The 17,497-nt window shown below is 71.3% G+C and carries 15 protein-coding genes; 5 read left to right on the forward strand and 10 right to left on the reverse strand.

Annotation, left to right across the window (positions count from 1 at the left end):
* Positions 1–138: 138 nt before the first annotated feature.
* A complete protein-coding gene (gene gabT / locus ACFY93_RS24425; RefSeq protein ID WP_391362753.1) occupies positions 139–1,473 on the forward strand; it encodes a 4-aminobutyrate--2-oxoglutarate transaminase in 1,335 nt (444 codons plus the stop codon).
* A 299-nt stretch (positions 1,474–1,772) separates the two neighbouring features.
* Positions 1,773–2,591 (forward strand): phosphatase PAP2 family protein, encoded by an 819-nt coding sequence (locus tag ACFY93_RS24430; protein WP_391362755.1) that lies wholly within the window; start codon positions 1,773–1,775, stop codon positions 2,589–2,591.
* Here ACFY93_RS24430 and ACFY93_RS24435 read toward each other — a convergent pair.
* From ACFY93_RS24435 to ACFY93_RS24465, 7 genes are all read right to left on the reverse strand, one after another.
* The gene (locus ACFY93_RS24435; protein ID WP_391362757.1) at positions 2,530–4,362 is read right to left on the reverse strand and encodes a carbohydrate binding domain-containing protein; all 1,833 of its coding nucleotides are present in this window, start codon (positions 4,360–4,362) and stop codon (positions 2,530–2,532) included. The two genes, ACFY93_RS24430 and ACFY93_RS24435, sit on opposite strands and share 62 nt — an antisense overlap.
* A gap of 182 nt (positions 4,363–4,544) precedes the next feature.
* Positions 4,545–5,948: an FAD-dependent oxidoreductase gene (locus tag ACFY93_RS24440; RefSeq protein ID WP_391362760.1), complete on the reverse strand. Its 1,404-nt coding sequence runs from the start codon at positions 5,946–5,948 to the stop codon at positions 4,545–4,547.
* Entirely contained in the window at positions 5,945–6,748 is an 804-nt protein-coding gene (locus ACFY93_RS24445) for an ABC transporter permease subunit (RefSeq protein WP_391362761.1), read from the reverse strand. Before ACFY93_RS24445 ends, ACFY93_RS24440 begins: the two co-directional genes overlap by 4 nt.
* Positions 6,748–7,686 (reverse strand): ABC transporter permease subunit, encoded by a 939-nt coding sequence (locus ACFY93_RS24450; protein ID WP_391362763.1) that lies wholly within the window; start codon positions 7,684–7,686, stop codon positions 6,748–6,750. Before ACFY93_RS24450 ends, ACFY93_RS24445 begins: the two co-directional genes overlap by 1 nt.
* Positions 7,686–8,846, reverse strand: coding sequence for a polyamine ABC transporter ATP-binding protein (locus tag ACFY93_RS24455; protein ID WP_391362766.1), 1,161 nt, complete (start codon positions 8,844–8,846; stop codon positions 7,686–7,688). Before ACFY93_RS24455 ends, ACFY93_RS24450 begins: the two co-directional genes overlap by 1 nt.
* Positions 8,847–8,851: 5 nt before the next feature.
* Positions 8,852–10,090: an extracellular solute-binding protein gene (locus tag ACFY93_RS24460; protein WP_391362768.1), complete on the reverse strand. Its 1,239-nt coding sequence runs from the start codon at positions 10,088–10,090 to the stop codon at positions 8,852–8,854.
* 52 nt (positions 10,091–10,142) lie between these two features.
* Entirely contained in the window at positions 10,143–11,684 is a 1,542-nt protein-coding gene (locus ACFY93_RS24465) for an aminobutyraldehyde dehydrogenase (protein WP_391362770.1), read from the reverse strand.
* A gap of 207 nt (positions 11,685–11,891) precedes the next feature.
* Here ACFY93_RS24465 and ACFY93_RS24470 point away from each other — a divergent pair, with 207 nt between their 5' ends.
* Complete coding sequence (locus tag ACFY93_RS24470; protein WP_391362772.1) at positions 11,892–12,473, forward strand: NADAR domain-containing protein; 582 nt, start codon at positions 11,892–11,894, stop codon at positions 12,471–12,473.
* A gap of 25 nt (positions 12,474–12,498) precedes the next feature.
* Here ACFY93_RS24470 and ACFY93_RS24475 read toward each other — a convergent pair whose 3' ends face one another.
* On the reverse strand, positions 12,499–13,245 hold the full coding sequence (locus tag ACFY93_RS24475) for a DUF4190 domain-containing protein (protein WP_391362774.1): 747 nt from the start codon (positions 13,243–13,245) through the stop codon (positions 12,499–12,501).
* A 92-nt stretch (positions 13,246–13,337) separates the two neighbouring features.
* Between ACFY93_RS24475 and ACFY93_RS24480 the strand changes: the two genes are divergently transcribed.
* Both ACFY93_RS24480 and ACFY93_RS24485 read left to right on the forward strand, forming a co-directional pair.
* Complete coding sequence (locus tag ACFY93_RS24480; RefSeq protein ID WP_391362776.1) at positions 13,338–14,441, forward strand: adenosine deaminase; 1,104 nt, start codon at positions 13,338–13,340, stop codon at positions 14,439–14,441.
* Between the two features lie 30 nt (positions 14,442–14,471).
* Positions 14,472–15,155, forward strand: coding sequence for a glycerophosphodiester phosphodiesterase family protein (locus ACFY93_RS24485; protein WP_391362778.1), 684 nt, complete (start codon positions 14,472–14,474; stop codon positions 15,153–15,155).
* Between the two features lie 21 nt (positions 15,156–15,176).
* On the opposite strand, the gene ACFY93_RS24490 is transcribed toward ACFY93_RS24485, so the two are convergent.
* Entirely contained in the window at positions 15,177–15,740 is a 564-nt protein-coding gene (locus ACFY93_RS24490; RefSeq protein WP_391362780.1) for a hypothetical protein, read from the reverse strand.
* Positions 15,741–15,872: 132 nt separating this feature from the next.
* Positions 15,873–17,312, reverse strand: coding sequence for an aminobutyraldehyde dehydrogenase (locus ACFY93_RS24495; protein WP_391362782.1), 1,440 nt, complete (start codon positions 17,310–17,312; stop codon positions 15,873–15,875).
* Between the last annotated feature and the right edge of the window lie 185 nt (positions 17,313–17,497).

Consider the following 17,497-nt stretch of genomic DNA (forward strand, 5'->3'; position numbering starts at 1 on the left):
GGCGGACAACCGGCTCCTTCGACACTGCCCACATGGAGCATGCCCAGCCCCCCGGCCCGGCCCTAGCCTGCGAAGAAAGAAGGCAAGCGTCCGAAAAACGCCCCGACCCCCCGCCGCAAGATCATCAGGGAGCCCCTCATGACCGCACTTCCGCAGGAGCGCCGCGTCGTCACCGCCATCCCCGGCCCGAAGTCCCAGGAGCTGCAGGCCCGGCGCACCGCCGCGGTCGCCGCCGGTGTGGGCTCCGTGCTGCCGGTCTTCACCACGCGCGCGGGCGGCGGGATCATCGAGGACGTCGACGGGAACCGCCTGATCGACTTCGGGTCCGGCATCGCCGTGACGTCCGTCGGCGCGTCCGCCGAGGCCGTGGTGCGCCGGGCCTCCGCCCAGCTCCAGGACTTCACGCACACCTGCTTCATGGTCACGCCGTACGAGGGGTACGTGGCCGTCGCCGAGGCGCTGGCGGAGCTGACCCCGGGCGACCACGCGAAGAAGTCGGCCCTGTTCAACTCGGGCGCCGAGGCCGTGGAGAACGCCGTCAAGATCGCCCGCGCGTACACCAAGCGGCAGGCCGTCGTGGTCTTCGACCACGGCTACCACGGACGCACCAACCTCACGATGGCGCTGACGGCGAAGAACATGCCGTACAAGCACGGCTTCGGCCCGTTCGCCCCCGAGGTCTACCGGGTGCCGGTGGCGTACGGCTACCGCTGGCCGACCGGTGCCGAGAACGCGGGTCCGGAGGCCGCCGCGCAGGCGATCGACCAGATCACCAAGCAGGTCGGCGCGGAGAACGTGGCCGCGATCATCATCGAGCCGGTGCTCGGCGAGGGCGGCTTCATCGAGCCGGCCAAGGGCTTCCTGCCCGCGATCAGCGCGTTCGCCAAGGACAAGGGCATCGTGTTCGTCGCCGACGAGATCCAGTCGGGCTTCTGCCGCACCGGCCAGTGGTTCGCGTGCGAGGACGAGGGCATCGTCCCGGACCTGATCACCACGGCCAAGGGCATCGCGGGCGGTCTGCCGCTCGCCGCCGTCACCGGGCGCGCGGAGATCATGGACGCGGCGCACTCCGGCGGTCTGGGCGGCACCTACGGCGGCAACCCGGTGGCCTGCGCGGGCGCGCTCGGCGCGATCGAGACGATGAAGGAGCTCGACCTCAACGCCAGGGCGAAGGCGATCGAGGCGACGATGAAGGCGCGGCTGACGGCGATGGCCGAGAAGTTCGACGCCATCGGCGACATCCGCGGCCGCGGCGCCATGATCGCGATCGAGCTGGTCAAGGACCGCGACACCAAGGAGCCGGACGCCGAGGCCACCGCGGCGCTCGCCAAGGCCTGCCACCAGGAGGGTCTGCTGGTCCTGACCTGTGGCACCTACGGCAACGTGCTGCGCTTCCTGCCGCCGCTGGTCATCGGCGAGGACCTGCTGAACGAGGGCCTCGACATCATCGAGCAGGCGTTCGCCGGGATCTGACACACCGTGCCCGTGCCCGTGCCCGTCGCGAACGGCCACGGGCACGGCCGGGCGTCGGGGCGTGTGAAGAAGGTGTGCGAGGTGGATGGCGGGAGGCGATTCCTGCTGACCCGGACGCACGCCCTGTCGTAGGTTCTACCCAGATGAGAGAAACACCCCGCCCACAGGGGACTGTGGGCGAACCCGGGACGGGGCCTCCCCGGCTTCGACCTGGTCGTGCCCTCGCGCACACACCCGGAGCCTCCGACTCCGGATCTCCTCACCGATCGGATGGCCGCTCGCCCCAGACCCCCCGGGGCGTGCGGCACACCGATCCGGTCGGCCGCCCCGGAACCACCCCCCCTGTTCCGGGGCGGCCGAGCCTCCTCCTCGGCCTCCTGGCCCTCCTCTTCGCGCTGATCACCTGGCAGGTGGCCGTCGACGGCCCGCTCGCCCGGGCGGACGCGCGCCTCAGCGGCCGCCTCGTGCGTCCGGACCGGTTCCCGGAGCTGCTCGCCGACCTCGGCAACGTCACGGTCGCCGTCCCGGTGCTGGCCCTCGCCCTCGCGTACGCCGCCCTGCGTGCCCGCCGGTCCGGTGTGCCGCGCTGGTGGGTGCCGCCGCTGGCCGGCGCCGTCCTGATGGCCCTCGTACCGGCCCTGATCGTGCCCCTCAAGGAACTGGTCGCCCGTCCGGGCCCACCGGTGACGGGCCCGGGCACGGGCTTCTACCCCTCCGGCCACACGGCCACCGCCACCGTCGCGTACGGCACGGCGGTCCTCCTGCTGCTGCCCTGGCTGCGCTCGGCCCGTGCCCGCGCGGGGCTGGTCTGCCTCGGCCTCGTCGTCAACCTCGGAGTGGGCTTCGGGCTGGCCCGGCGGGGCTACCACTGGCCGCTGGACGTGGTGGCCGCCTGGTGCCTGTGCGGGATGCTGCTGCTGGGACTCACGGTGTTCCTGAGCCGTACCGGGACCACGGGGAACGGCGACGGGGACGGCGGGGGACCGGCGCCGACCGGGCACCCACGGCGGCGTCACCGCGCGGCTGACCCGGCCGGCCCGCCCCTCCCCCCGGCTCTCAGCCGAAGTAGCTGTCGAAGTTCTTCGAGAACTCCCAGCCGCCGAAGCGGTCCCAGTTGACCGACCACGTCATCAGTCCGCGCAGCGCGGGCCAGGTGCCGTGGGGGGTGTACGACCCGCAGTTCGTCTTCTTCGTCAGGCAGTCGAGGGTCTTGTCGACCTCCGCCGGTGACACGTACCCGTTGCCCGCGTTCGTCGTGGCCGGCATGCCGATGGCGATCTGGTCGGGGCGCAGCGGCGGGAAGACGTTGTTCGCGTCGCCCGCGACCGGGAAGCCGGTGAGCAGCATGTCGGTCATGGCGATGTGGAAGTCCGCGCCGCCCATCGAGTGGTACTGGTTGTCCAGGCCCATGATCGAGCCGGAGTTGTAGTCCTGGACGTGCAGCAGCGTCAGGTCGTCCCGCAGGGCGTGGATGACCGGCAGGTACGCGCCGGCGCGCGGGTCCTGGCCGCCCCACTTTCCGGTGCCGTAGTACTGGTGGCCGAGCTGGACGAAGAAGGTCTCGGGGGCCATGGTCAGGACGAACTTCTGGCCGTACCTGGCCTTGAGGGTCTTCACCGCCGAGATGAGGTTGACGATCACCGGGGTCTTCGGGTTCCTGAAGTCCGTGTCGTCGGCGTCGAGCGAGAGGGAGTGCCCCTCGAAGTCGATGTCGAGTCCGTCGAGACCGTACTCGTCGATGATCTTCGAGACGGAGGAGACGAAGGTGTCGCGGGCCGCCGTGGTCGTCAGCCGCACCTGTCCGTTCTGGCCGCCGATGGAGATCAGCACCTTCTTGCCGGCCGACTGCTTGGCCTTGATGGCGGCCTTGAACTCGGCGTCGCTCTCCACACCCGGACACTCGGAGACGGGGCAGCGGTCGAAGCGGATGTCGCCGGAGGTGACGGAGGTGGGCTCGCCGAAGGCCAGGTCGATGACGTCCCAGCTGTCCGGGACGTCGGCCATCCGGGTGTAGCCGGCGCCGTTGGCGAAGCTGGCGTGGAGGTAGCCGACCAGGGCGTGGGCGGGGAGGTCCGAGGAGCCCCCGCCGCCGTCCCCGCCGCCCGGGCCGGGTGACGTGGTGGCGCTGACGGACGCCGACCTGGCGGACTCGCCGGCGTCGTTGACCGCGGCGACCTGGAAGGCGTACGCGGTCGAGGGCGTCAGTCCGTCGACGGTGGCCGACGTGCCGGTGACCGTGCGGACCTTGGCGCCGTCACGGTAGACGGCGTAGCCGGTGGCGCCGGGGACGGCGGTCCAGGACAGGGCGACGGCGGTGGCGGTGACGGTGCCGGTCCGCAGGCCGGTGGGTGGGGCGGGCGGCTGACTCGTGTCCCCGCCGGGCCCCACGAGGGTGATGTCGTCGGCGTGGTAGGCGCCGGTGCCGTACCAGCCGTGTGTGTAGAGGGTGACCTTCGTGGTGGAGGGGCCGGTGCGGAAGGTCGTCGTCAGGTGCTGCCAGTCGGTCGCGGACTGGGTCCAGGCGTAGACGTCGCTCGTGCCGGTGCCGCTCGCGCCGAGGTAGACGTAACTGCCCCGGACGTAGCCGCCGATGGTGTACTGCGAGTCCGGCTTCACGGTGACGGTCTGCGCGCACTGGGCGTTGTCGTTGCCGGCCGGGGTGGCCTTCAGCGCCGAACTGCCGCCGTGGACGGGACTGTCGACAATGGCGCCGCTGCCGGACGTGCAGGTCCAGCCGTCGAGGCCGGACTCGAAGCCGCCGTTGCGCGCGAGGTCGGCGTCGGCTGCCCGGGCGGCCGAGGAGAGCACGGTGAGGCCGGGCACGGCCAGCGCGGCGGCCGTGCACACCGCGAGCAGTCTGCGTCGAAGAGCGGGTCTGGTGCGGTCCACAACTGCCTCCGGACATGGGGGAAACGGGGAGGGCGGAGCGCGCTCAATTTGGTCCAGACCAATCAAGTTGTCAATACCTCTGACGGCATGCGGGGTCCGTCCGGTGCGCCCCCGCGCCGCTAGGGCCTTTCGGTTGGATCAGGCCGGACCCCGCGAGCCCGGCATGATCCAGACGAGAGGCCCTAGCTGTCGAAGCCGAGGCCCAGCCGGTCCATCGTCCGCAGCCACATGTTGCGCCGGCCCTCGTGGGCGTCGGCTCTGGCCAGGGACCACTTGGTGAGGGCGATGCCCGTCCACGCGAACGGCTCGGGCGGGAAGGGCAGCGGTTTCGTGCGGACCATCTCCAGTTCCGTGCGCTCGGTGCGTTCGCCGGACAGCAGGTCGAGCATCACGTCCGCGCCGAACCGCGTCGCGCCCACGCCGAGCCCGGTGTACCCGGCCGCGTACGCGACCCTGCCGCCGTGGGCCATGCCGAAGAACGCCGAGAAGCGCGAGCAGGTGTCGATCGCGCCGCCCCAGGCGTGCGTGAAGCGGACGCCCTCCAGTTGCGGGAAGCACGCGAAGAAGTGGCCGGCGAGCCGGGCGTACGTCTCCGGGCGGTCGTCGTGCTCGGCTCGCACCCGGCCGCCGTACGGGTAGACCGCGTCGTAGCCTCCCCACAGGATCCGGTTGTCGGCGGAGAGCCGGAAGTAGTGGAACTGGTTGGCGCTGTCCCCGAGCCCCTGGCGGTTCTTCCAGCCGATCGAGGCCAGCCGGCCGGCGTCGAGCGGTTCCGTCATCAGCGCGTAGTCGTAGACGGGGACGGTGTACGGGCGCACACGCCTGACCAGGTTCGGGAAGACGTTGGTGCCCAGGGCGACCTGGCGGGCGTCGATCCGGCCGTACGGGGTGCGTACGGCCATGGCGGCGCCGCGCGCCTTCAGGGCGAGCGCGGGCGTGTGCTCGTACACCCGGACGCCGAGGCCGAGGCAGGCGCGTTTGAGGCCCCAGGCGAGCTTGGCGGGATGGAGCAGGGCGACACCCCGGCGGTCGTGCAGCCCGGCGAGGAACGTCGGGGAGTCGACCTGCTCCCGCACGGCGTCGGCGTCGAGGAGCTCGGTGCCGTCGGCGAGGCCCGCGCTCCGCGTCTGTTCGTACCAGGACCGCAGTTCGGCGACCTGGTGCGGCGCCGTCGCCACGTCGATCTCGCCGGTGCGCTCGAAGTCGCAGTCGAGACCGTGGCGGACGACGGCGTCCTCGATCGCGTCGAGGTTGCGGGCGCCGAGCTCCTCGAGCCGGTGGATCTCGCCGGGCCAGCGGGAGAGGCCGTTGGCGAGGCCGTGGGTGAGGGAGGCGGCGCAGAAGCCGCCGTTGCGGCCGGACGCGGCCCAGCCCACCTCGCGGCCCTCGACGAGGACCACCTCGCGGCGCGGGTCGCGCTCCTTGGCGAGGAGCGCGGTCCACAGCCCGCTGTAGCCGCCGCCGACGACGAGCAGGTCGCAGGTCTCGGCGCCGGTCAGGGCCGGCTCCGGGCGGGGCCGGGCGGGGTCGTCGAGCCAGTAGGACACCGGCTGGGCGTCGGCCAGCGCCTTCGTCCAGCGGCTCACGACGCGGCCCGGTTCCTGCGCCGGCTGCCGGCGAGCATTCCGGACAGGACGAGCAGCACGGCGACGAGGAACATGGCCGTCCCGATGACGTTGATCTGCACGGGCGTTCCGCGCTGCGCCGACCCCCAGACGAACATGGGGAAGGTGACCGTCGAGCCGGCGTTGAAGTTGGTGATGATGAAGTCGTCGAAGGAGAGCGCGAAGGCCAGCAGCGCTCCGGCGGCGATGCCGGGGGCCGCGATGGGCAGGGTGACCCGCAGGAAGGTCTGCACGGGACCGGCGTAGAGGTCCTGCGCGGCCTGTTCGAGGCGCGGGTCCATCGACATGACGCGGGCCTTGACGGCGGTGACGACGAAGCTGAGGCAGAACATGATGTGGGCGATCAGGATCGTCCAGAAGCCGAGCTGGGCGCCCATGTTGAGGAAGAGCGTCAGCAGCGAGGCGGCCATCACGACCTCGGGCATCGCCATCGGCAGGAAGATCAGCGAGTTGACCGCCCCGCGGGCCCGGAAGCGGTAGCGGACCAGTGCGAACGCGATCATCGTGCCGAGGGCGGTGGCCCCGAGGGTCGCCCAGAAGGCGATCCGCAGGCTGAGGGAGAGCGAGCCGCACATGTCGGCGACGCCGCACGGGTCGGTCCAGGCGTCGGTGGAGAACTCCTGCCACTCGTAGTTGAAGCGGCCCTTGGGGTTGTTGAACGAGAACACCGTGACGACGACGTTCGGGAGCAGCAGATAGCCGAGTGTCAGCAGTCCCGCGATCACGACGAGATGGCGCCTGAGCCATTTCACGAAGGCCATCAGAGGAGATCCTCCGTCCCGGACTTGCGGATGTAGAGCGTGACCATGATGAGGATCGCGGTCATCAGGATGAACGACAGAGCGGCCGCCGTCGGGTAGTCGAGGATGCGCAGGAACTGCGTCTGGATGACGTTGCCGACCATGCGGGTGTCCGTCGAACCGAGCAGGTCGGCGTTGACGTAGTCGCCGCTCGCGGGGATGAAGGTGAGCAGTGTGCCGGACACGACGCCGGGCATCGACAGCGGGAACGTCACCTTGCGGAAGACGGTGGAGGGGCTCGCGTACAGGTCGCCCGCCGCCTCGTGCAGCCGTCCGTCGATGCGCTCGAGGGAGGTGTACAGCGGCAGGATCATGAACGGCAGGAAGTTGTACGTGAGTCCGCAGACCACCGCGAGAGGGGTGGCCAGCACCCGGTCGCCGGCGGTCATGCCGAGCCAGCCCGTGACGTCCAGGACGTGCAGGGTGTCGAGGGCGCCGACGACCGGCCCGCCGTCCGCGAGGATCGTCTTCCACGCCAGCGTCCGGATCAGGAAGCTGGTGAAGAACGGCGCGATGACGAGGATGAGCACGAGGTTGCGCCAGCGGCCCGCGCGGAAGGCGATGAGGTAGGCGAGCGGGTAGCCGAGGACGAGGCACAGGACCGTCGCGGAGCCCGCGTAGAGCACCGAGCGCAGGAACTGCGGCCAGTAGTCCGCCAGCGCGTCCCAGTAGGTCGCGAAGTGCCAGGTGACCCGGTACCCGTCCTCCAGGGAGCCCGTCTGCACCGACGTCGAGGCCTGGTAGACCATCGGCAGGGCGAAGAAGACCAGCAGCCAGAGGATGCCGGGCAGCAGCAGCCAGTACGGCACGAGGCGGCCGCGCCTGCGCGGACGGGACCGCGCCGCGTCGGGGTCCTCGGCGACGGGGGCGAGAGGTGGCCCCTCGGTGACGGTGGCCATCAGGCGGCCGCCCCTTCTTCCGCGTCGGCCGTCACCGCGCCCGCGTCGATGTCCTGCGCGGCGTCCAGGCCGAAGGTGTGCTCCGGGTTCCAGTGCAGGACGACCTCGGCGCCGGGGACGAGCCGGGTGTCGCGGTCGATGTTCTGGACGTAGACCTCGAACCCGGGGCAGGCCGGGCAGTCGACGACGTACTGCGTGGAGACGCCGATGAAGCTGGTGTCGGCGATGGTCCCGGTGATCCGGTTGCGGCCCTCCGGGATCCGGGCCGCGTCGTCGGCGTGGGCGAGGGAGATCTTCTCGGGGCGGATGCCGGCCAGCACCTTTCCGCCGGTCGCCGTGGGCGCCGAGCAGCGCGCCCTGGGCAGCCGGAGCCTGCCGCCGCCGGCCCTGAGGACGATCTCGTCGCCGCTGGTGGAGTCGACCTCGGCCTCGATGAGGTTGGAGGTGCCGAGGAAGTTGGCGACGAACGTGGTGCCCGGGTTCTCGTAGAGGTCGGCGGGCGAGCCGAGCTGTTCGACGCGGCCCGCGTTCATCACGGCGACGGTGTCGGCCATGGTCATGGCCTCCTCCTGGTCGTGCGTGACATGGACGAAGGTGATGCCCACCTCGGTCTGGATCCGCTTGAGCTCCAGCTGCATCTGGCGGCGCAGCTTGAGGTCGAGGGCGCCCAGGGGTTCGTCGAGGAGCAGCACCCTGGGGTGGTTGATCAGGGCGCGGGCGACGGCGACGCGCTGCTGCTGGCCGCCGGAGAGCTGGTGCGGCTTCTTGCGGGCCTGTTCGCCGAGCTGCACCAGGTCCAGCATCTCCCCGACCTGCTTCTTCACGGACTTGATGCCGCGCCGGCGCAGGCCGAAGGCCACGTTCTCGAAGATGTCGAGGTGCGGGAAGAGGGCGTAGGACTGGAAGACGGTGTTCACCGGCCGCTTGTACGGGGGCAGGTGCGTGACGTCCTGCTCGCCGAGGTGGACGGTGCCGGAGCTGGGTTCCTCCAGCCCGGCGATCATCCTGAGGGTGGTGGTCTTGCCGCAGCCGGACGCGCCGAGCAGGGCGAAGAAGGAGCCCTGCGGCACGGTCAGGTCGAGCGGGTGGACGGCCGTGAAGGAGCCGTAGGTCTTGCTGATCCCGTGGAGGCGGACGTCGCCGCCGCTGTCTGTGGTCATCGTGGTCACGCCCCTGTGAGCTTCGCGAACTTCTCTTCGTAGGCCGTCTCTTCCTTCTGCGTCAGTGAGCGGAAGGCGTGCGACTTGGCGGCCATGGCCTTGTCGGGAATGATCAGCGGGTTGTTCGCCGCGTCCTCGTCGATCTTCGCGAGCTCGTCCTTCACCCCGTCCACGGGGCACACGTAGTTGATGTAGGCGGCGAGTTGCGCGGCCGTCCTCGGCTCGTAGTAGTAGTCGATCAGCCGTTCGGCGTTGGTCTTGTGGCGCGCCTTGTTGGGGACCAGCAGGACGTCCGTGGACGTCAGATAGCCGCTGTCCGGGATGAGGAAGTCGACGTCCGGGCTGTCCGCCTTGAGCTGGACGACGTCACCGGCCCAGGCGAGGCAGGCCGCGAGGTCGCCCTTGGTGAGGTCGGACGTGTAGTCGTTGCCGGTGAAGCGGCGTATCTGGCCCTTGTCGACGGCCTTCTGCAGGCGGGCGATCGCCGCGTCGTAGTCGTCGCCGGTGAAGGCGGCCGGGTCCTTGCCCATGTCGAGCAGGGTCATGCCCATGCTGTCGCGCATCTCCGACAGGAAGCCGACCCGTCCCTTGAGCTTCGGGTTGTCGAGCAGGTCGGAGACGGAGGTGACCTTCTCGCCGTCGAGCGCCTTCTTGTTGTAGGCGATGACGGTCGAGATGCCCTGCCAGGGGTACGAGTAGGCGCGTCCGGGGTCCCAGTCGGGGCTGCGGAACTGGTCGGACAGGTTGGCGTAGGCGTGCGGCAGGTTGGACGGGTCCAGCTTCTGCACCCAGCCGAAGCGGATCAGGCGCGCGGCCAGCCAGTCGGTGACGACGATGAGGTCGCGTCCGGTGTCCTGGCCCGCCGCGAGCTGCGGCTTGATCTTCCCGAAGAACTCGACGTTGTCGTTGATGTCCTCGGTGTACTTGACCTTGATCCCGGTGCGTTTGTAGAAGGCGTCGAGGGTGGGATGACGCTTCTCGCTGTCGTCGACGTCCATGTACTCGGTCCAGTTGGAGAAGTCGACCGTCTTCTCCTTCGCCGAGTGGTCCTCCGCCGAGACGCCGCCCTTGGTGCTGCCCGCCGCGGGGATGCCGCAGGCGCTGAGCGCCCCGATCCCGCCGGCGGTGAGCGCGCCGCCGGCGGAGGCGCGCAGCAGTGAGCGGCGGGTGAGGGCGGCCCTGGCTCGGGTGGGGCCGCGCAGGGCGGCTGCCGATGGCGGGCGGGCGGGCTCGTACTGCTCCATGCTCGTGGTGTGCCTTTCGGGAGGGTCGCGGCCTGTGCGCGGCCTGAGCTGGCTATCGGTCCCCGAAGATCGTGCGGTGCCAGTCCTTCCTGGCAACCGCGGTGTTGTCGAACATGACGTGCTTGATCTGGGTGTACTCCTCGAACGAGTACGCGGACATGTCCTTGCCGAAGCCGGACGCCTTGTACCCGCCGTGCGGCATCTCGCTGATGATCGGGATGTGGTCGTTGACCCACACGCAGCCCGCCTTGATCTCGCGGGTGGCGCGGTTCGCGCGGTACACGTCGCGGCTCCAGGCGGAGGCGGCGAGCCCGTACGGGGTGTCGTTGGCGAGCCGGATGCCCTCGTCGTCGCTGTCGAAGGGCAGCACGACGAGGACCGGCCCGAAGATCTCGGCCTGCACGATCTCGCTGTCCTGGGCGGCGCCGGCGACGAGGGTCGGCCGGTAGTAGGCCCCCTTGGCGAGGTCCCCTCCGGGTGCCTCGCCGCCGGTGACCACGCGCGCGTAGGCACGTGCCCGGTCGACGAAGGCGGCGACCCGGTCGCGCTGGGCGTGCGAGACCAGCGGACCGAGGTCGGTGCCCGGGGCGAAGGGGTCGCCGAGCCGGACGCCCGCCATCAGCTCGGCGGTCCGCTCGACGAACTCCTCGTAGAGGGGCCTTTGCACGTACGCGCGCGTGGCCGCCGTGCAGTCCTGCCCGGTGTTGATGAGCGCCCCCGCGACGGCGCCGTGCACGGCGGCCTCCAGGTCCGCGTCGTCGAACACGACGAAGGGGGCCTTGCCGCCCAGCTCCAGGTGGAGCCGTTTGACGGTGGCGGTGGCGAGTTCGGCGACGCGCCGGCCGACGGCGGTGGACCCGGTGAACGACGTCATCGCCACGTCCGGGTGGGAGACGAGGTGTTCACCGGCGTCCCTGCCCGCGCCCGTGACGACGTTGACGACACCGTCCGGGATGCCCGCCTCGGTGGCGGCCTCCGCGAACAGCAGGGAGGTGAACGGGGTGAGCTCGGCGGGTTTGAGGACGATCGTGTTGCCCGCCGCGATGGCCGGCAGCACCTTCCACGCGGCCATCTGGAGGGGGTAGTTCCAGGGCGCGATCGAACCGACCACTCCGATGGGCTCACGGCGTACGTACGAGGTGTGGTCGCCCGAGTACTCCCCCGCGGACTGCCCCTGGAGATGCCGGGCGGCACCCGCGAAGAACGCGGCGTTGTCGACCGTCCCCGGGACGTCGAACTCCCGGGTGAGCTTGAGCGGCTTGCCGCACTGCAGGGACTCGGCACGGGCCAGTTCGTCGGCGCGGTCGGCGAGCACGGAGGCGAAGCGGTGCAGGGCGTCGGAGCGCTCACCCGGGGTGCCACCGGACCAGCCGGGGAAGGCGGCGCGGGCGGCGGCCACCGCGCGGTCCACGTCGTCGGTGCCGGCGAGTTCGTACCGGAGGATCTCCTCGCCGGTCGACGGGTCGACGACCGCGTGCGTACGCCCGGAGGTGCCCTCGCCGAACCGGCCCGCGACGTACTGCACGCCGGCCGCGAAGCGGTCCCGCGCGGGGAAGCGGTCCTGTGCCTGGAAGCGATGGCCCGGACTGTGCATGTCGCGCTCCTCCGTCGTCCACCCCGTCCCGTGGGGTGGGATGTGGCTCCAGCTCGAATTGAGTGCCGATCCTGACAGAGCGAGGGGACCTCAACAAGTGATTCCGTTGTTGCCTTTTGGTTACGCGACGGAATCTGTCGACCAGGTGTCGAGTCTCCGCGGAAAAGGGGGGACGGAGTGTCAGTGGCGCCTGCCAGACTCGCGTGCATGGAGGAGACGACGGGGACGGTCACCGGTCTGCAGGCCCTCACCAGGCAGGTCCGTGCGGGGGCGAGAATCAGGTATCTGTACTTCTGGGGGCACCGGCCGCGCCCGGACGGCCGGGTGGGAGCGAGCTGTCTCAGCCAGTGGTGGCCGTCGCCTTTCACGGTCGACGGCGTGCACTACGCGACGGCCGAGCACTGGATGATGGCGGGCAAGGCGCGGCTGTTCCAGGACGCCGAGGCCGAGCGCGCCGCTCTCGACGCGCGCAGCCCCGCGCTGGCCAAGAAGGCGGGGCGGCTGGTGCGCGGCTTCGACGACGCCACGTGGGAGAGGGAGCGGTGGAGGATCGTGGTCGAGGGCAGCGTCCACAAGTTCACCGCCCACGCCGACCTGAGGGCGTTCCTGCTGGGCACGGGCGAGAGGGTGCTGGTCGAGGCGAGCCCGATGGACCGGGTGTGGGGCATAGGCCTCACGGCGGACGACGAGCGGGCGGCGCACCCCGAGCGATGGCGGGGGTCGAACCTGCTGGGCTTCGCGCTGATGGAGGCACGGGCGCGGCTGCGGGCGGCACCGGCGGCCGCCTGAGACACGGCCGCGCCGCGCGGTGCGGTCAGCCCAGGTGGTCCGGGAGCAGCGTCGCGGAGTAGCCGCCGTCGTCGCTGACCGGGCCGTCGTCCCCGTCGTCGGCGCGGTCGACGAAGAACATCACCAGCAGGGCTGCGCCCAGGGCGATCCCCACGGCTCCGCAGATGATCCCGGCCAGGGCCTGGCCGCCGTTCGTCGCCTCGCCGCGGCGCGCCCTGGCCCGGCCCAGCGCACCGAACACCACCCCGAGCACGCCCAGCACGATGGCCAGCGGCCACAGACAGAAGACGACGGCCGCGACGATGCCGAGCACCAGTCCGGCGGTGCCCATCCCGTTGCTCGGGGCGACGGGCGCGGCCGGCCAGCCGTACGCGGGGCCGCCGAACCAGGCGGGGGGCTGGGACCCGCCGTAGGTGTGACCGTAGGCGTACGCGGGCCGGCCGGGACCGTCGGGGGCGATGGGCGGTGGGGGGACGTGCTCGCCGGGGGCGGGCCGGGCGTCCTCCGGCGGGGCGAAGGGGTTCGCCCAGGGAGGGGCGTCGGCAGCGGCGGGGTGCGCCGTCGGCCGGTCGTACCCGCCGCCGGGCACGGGCGGGGCGCCGCTCCAGCCGGCCCCCGGGCCGGGGCCCGGCGGCGCGGGCGGGCCCGCCGGGGCCAGGGGCGCCGTGGAGCCCGGAGGCGCCCAGGGGTCCACGGGCGCGGCCCCGCGCGGCTCCGGCGTGTGCGCGTCGTCGGACATGCGCGAGTCCCCCTCGGTCGTACGTTCCGTCATGCCGATGCCACCCCTCCGGCCCTCCGGGGGCCGCCTACGATGATCCCCGGACCACCGATCAGCCGATCACCCGCGCCGTACCGCGTGCCGGAATGCGACACCGGCCACCGGACGGACGCCCTGCCGGGGAGGACCCCTTGACCGAGCTCACCGATCCCAGCGCCCCGCGCGACCTGCGGGCCTTCATCACCGGGCTGCCCAAGGCCGAGCTGCACGTGCACCACGTCGGTTCCGCCTCCCCGCGGATCGTCTCCACCCTCGCCGCCCGCCACCCCGACTCCAGGGTGCCGACCGACCCCGAGGCCCTGGCCGACTACTTCACGTTCACGGACTTCGCCCACTTCATCGAGGTGTACCTGTCGGTCGTCGACCTGATCCGTACCCCCGAGGACGTGCGCACCCTGACGTACGAGATCGCCCGGGACATGGCCCGCCAGCAGGTCCGTTACGCCGAGCTGACCCTCACGCCGTTCTCCTCGACCCGCCGCGGCATCGACGAGCTCGGCTTCATGGAGGCCATCGAGGACGCCCGCAAGGCGGCCGAGAGCGAGCTCGGCGTCGTACTGCGCTGGTGCTTCGACATCCCCGGCGAGGCGGGCCTCGAGTCGGCCGAGGAGACGACGCGGCTGGCCACCGACGACAGGGTGCGCCCGGAGGGTTTGGTCTCGTTCGGCCTGGGCGGCCCCGAGATCGGGGTGCCCCGTCCGCAGTTCAAGCCGTACTTCGACCGGGCGATCGCGGCCGGGCTGCACTCCGTGCCGCACGCGGGCGAGACGACCGGCCCGCAGACGGTGTGGGACGCGCTCACGGACCTGCGCGCCGAGCGGATCGGCCACGGCACCAGCTCGGTGCGTGACCCGAGGCTCCTCGCCCACCTCGCGGACCACCGCATCGCCCTGGAGGTCTGCCCGACGTCGAACATCGCGACCCGCGCGGTCCGCACCCTCGACGAGCACCCCCTCGCGCAGATGATCGCCGCGGGCGTCCTGGTGACCATCAACTCCGACGACCCGCCGATGTTCGGCACGGACCTGAACAACGAGTACGCGGTCGCCGCCCGCCTCCTCGGCCTCGACGAGCAGGGCCTGGCCGCGCTCGCGAGGAACGCGGTCGAGGCCTCGTTCCTGGACCCGGCGGGCAAGCGGCGGCTGACCGCCGAGATCGACACGTACACCTCGGCCTGGCTCACGCCCTGACGTCGCCGAAGACGAGCGAAGGACGATCCCATGCGCACCGTGACAGCCGTCGCCCACCGCGGTGACCCCTACCGGGTCCGCGAGAACACGATCGCCTCGCTGCGTTCCGCGCTCGGCCGCGGCGCGGACGTGGTGGAGATCGACGTGCGGCTGACCCGGGACGGCGTGCCCGTGCTGCTGCACGACGAGACACTGGAGCGGTTGTGGGAGCTGGAGCGGCCGCTGCTCTCGCTCTCCGCCGCCGAGGTGCGCGGGCTCACCGCCGACGGCGTGCCCACGCTCGTGGACGCGCTGGAGGCCACCGGTGACGCCCGGCTCATGATCGACCTGCCGGGCGCACCGGACGTCAGGGCCGTGCGGCGGGTCGTCGGTGTGATCCGCGAGTGCGGTGCGGCCGAGCGCGTGTACTACTGCGCGGGCGCCGCGGCCATGCTCGCGGTGCGCGCCGCCGACCCCGCCGCGGAGATCGCGCTGACCTGGACGAGCCTCGCGCCGCCGCGCCCCGCCGTACTCGACGCGGTGCGGCCGCGCTGGCTCAACTACCGGTTCACCCTGGTCGACCGCGCCCTGACGGCCCGCGTGCACCGGGGCGGCCATCTGCTGTCCGTCTGGACCCCCGACACCCGCCGCTCGATGCGACGGCTGCTCGACATGGGGGTCGACTCCATCACGACGAACCGCATCGACGCGCTGTGCTCCCTGCGCAGAAGCTAGGCGTATCGCCCCGCGCACCGTCTAGGCCGGGTCCGGGAGGGCGCCGGAGCCGGGTTCGGTGGGGGCGCCGGCCCCGGGAGCGGTCCAGTTCCCGGTCAGCGCCTCCAGCCGCTTGATCCTGCGCCGCAGTACGTACAGCGGGATCACCCCGAAGACGCCGAACGACATGTCGATGAGCGACCACCAGAAGGGGATGCCGCGGATCGGTCCGCAGATCAGGGCGAGCGGGATGATGCCGGCGCAGGCGATCATGCCGAACTCGACGACCCAGATGTTGCGGACGGGGTCGCGGTAGGGGCCGTAGAAGGCGACCGCGATCACCAGGTGGGCGAACGCCAGCCAGTCGGTCCCGTACAGCACGAAGGGGTACTCGGCGTCCGTGGCGTCGAGGCCGCGGCGTACGCGCTCGATCCACTCCATGAGGCCGGGCAGATGCTCGGGCACGGACAGGGACCGCAGCAGGTCCTCGGTCCAGTGCAGTTCGTGCACCAAGGGGAAGGCCGTCGCGCCGCTGAGCACCAGGCAGACGACGAACACGACCAGCCACGCGCGGATGCCCCGGAGAAGGGCGGCTCTGTCGCTCATGGCTGGAGCGTACGCCATTCTTGAACGTGTTCAAAAGTGACCCCGGCCGATCCCGCGGTCCCGGCGCACAACACGGCGCGGCCCCGGACGGTCGCGCACCGTCCGGGGCCGCGCCGGGGAACGCTTCCCGGGTCAGGCGTCCAGCGACGTCATCACGTGCTTGACGCGCGTGTAGTCGTCGAAGCCGTACGCCGAGAGGTCCTTGCCGTAGCCGGACTTCTTGAAACCGCCGTGCGGCATCTCCGCGACCAGCGGGATGTGCGTGTTGATCCACACACAGCCGAAGTCCAGCGACTTCGACATGCGCATGGCCCGGCCGTGGTCCTTCGTCCAGACCGAGGAGGCCAGCGCGTAGTCCACGCCGTTCGCCCACTCGACGGCCTGGGCCTCGTCCGAGAAGGACTGGACGGTGATGACCGGTCCGAAGACCTCGTTCTGGATGATCTCGTCGTCCTGCCTGAGGCCGGAGACGACGGTCGGGGCGTAGAAGTAGCCCTTGTCGCCGACCTGGTGGCCGCCGGACTCGACCTTGGCGTGGGCGGGCAGCCGCTCGATGAAGCCGGACACCTGCTTGAGCTGGTTCGGGTTGTTCAGCGGGCCGTAGAGCACGTCCTCGTCGTCCGGCATGCCGGTCTTCGTCTCGGCGGCGGCCTTGGCGAGCGCGGCCACGAACTCGTCGTGGATGGCCTCCTGGACGAGCACGCGCGTGGCGGCCGTGCAGTCCTGGCCCGCGTTGAAGAAGCCCGCGACCGAGATGTCCTCGACGGCCTTGGCGATGTCGGTGTCCTCGAAGACGACGACCGGCGCCTTGCCGCCCAGTTCCAGGTGGACCCGCTTCAAATCCTTGGACGCCGACTCGGCGACCGACATGCCGGCCCGGACCGAACCGGTGATGGAGGCCATCGCCGGGGTCGGGTGCTCGACCATCGTGCGGCCGGTGTCACGGTCGCCGCAGACCACGTTGAAGACGCCCTTGGGCACGATCGAGCCGATGATCTCCGCGATGAGGACCGTGGAGGCGGGGGTCGTGTCCGAGGGCTTGAGCACGACCGTGTTGCCCGCGGCCAGCGCCGGGGCGAACTTCCACACGGCCATCATCATCGGGTAGTTCCACGGCGCGACCTGCGCGCAGACACCGATCGGCTCACGTCGGACGATCGAGGTCAGCCCCTCCATGTACTCACCGGCCGAGCGGCCCTCGAGCATCCGGGCCGCACCCGCGAAGAAGCGGATCTGGTCGACCATGGGCGGAATTTCCTCGGTGCGGGTCAGCCCGGTGGGCTTGCCCGTGTTCTCCACCTCGGCGGCGATGAGCTCCTCGGCCCGCTCCTCGAACGCGTCCGCGATCTTGAGGAGGGCCTTCTGGCGCTCGGCGGGGGTCTGGTCGCGCCAGGCCGGGAAGGCCGCCGCGGCAGCGGCCATCGCGGCGTCGACGTCCGCCTGCCCGGACAGCGGCGCGGTCGCGTACGCCTCACCGGTCGCGGGGTTGACCACCTCGGTGGTCCGTCCGTCGGCGGCGTCCCGGAACTCACCATCGATGTAGTTGCGCAGACGACGCAGCTCGGTGCTCACTGCCCGGCCCTCCTGTCAGAAGTGCGTGTGAAGTGCTGTGAAGTGCTGTGAAGCCGCGACCTGGGTGTCCCTCGACCCCGAAGCCGCCCGTTCCCCGAGTGTCCACTGGCTGAGACACCCGGCTGTCCCACCCTAATCGGTGCGCTGACGTTTTCAACACCCCCACTCGGGCCGTAGCTGCGAAA

The organism is Streptomyces sp. NPDC008313 (assembly GCF_042956125.1).
GTDB lineage: Bacteria > Actinomycetota > Actinomycetes > Streptomycetales > Streptomycetaceae > Streptomyces.

Coding starts and splice junctions, on each gene's coding strand:
- gabT (WP_391362753.1), top strand. CDS start 139: ATGACCGCACTTCCGCAGGAGCGCCGCGTCGTCACCGCCATCCCCGGC.
- ACFY93_RS24445 (WP_391362761.1), bottom strand. CDS start 6,748: ATGGCCTTCGTGAAATGGCTCAGGCGCCATCTCGTCGTGATCGCGGGA.
- ACFY93_RS24450 (WP_391362763.1), bottom strand. CDS start 7,686: ATGGCCACCGTCACCGAGGGGCCACCTCTCGCCCCCGTCGCCGAGGAC.
- ACFY93_RS24455 (WP_391362766.1), bottom strand. CDS start 8,846: ATGACCACAGACAGCGGCGGCGACGTCCGCCTCCACGGGATCAGCAAG.
- ACFY93_RS24460 (WP_391362768.1), bottom strand. CDS start 10,090: ATGGAGCAGTACGAGCCCGCCCGCCCGCCATCGGCAGCCGCCCTGCGC.
- ACFY93_RS24465 (WP_391362770.1), bottom strand. CDS start 11,684: ATGCACAGTCCGGGCCATCGCTTCCAGGCACAGGACCGCTTCCCCGCG.
- ACFY93_RS24470 (WP_391362772.1), top strand. CDS start 11,892: ATGGAGGAGACGACGGGGACGGTCACCGGTCTGCAGGCCCTCACCAGG.
- ACFY93_RS24475 (WP_391362774.1), bottom strand. CDS start 13,245: ATGACGGAACGTACGACCGAGGGGGACTCGCGCATGTCCGACGACGCG.
- ACFY93_RS24480 (WP_391362776.1), top strand. CDS start 13,338: ATGCGACACCGGCCACCGGACGGACGCCCTGCCGGGGAGGACCCCTTG.
- ACFY93_RS24485 (WP_391362778.1), top strand. CDS start 14,472: ATGCGCACCGTGACAGCCGTCGCCCACCGCGGTGACCCCTACCGGGTC.
- ACFY93_RS24490 (WP_391362780.1), bottom strand. CDS start 15,740: ATGAGCGACAGAGCCGCCCTTCTCCGGGGCATCCGCGCGTGGCTGGTC.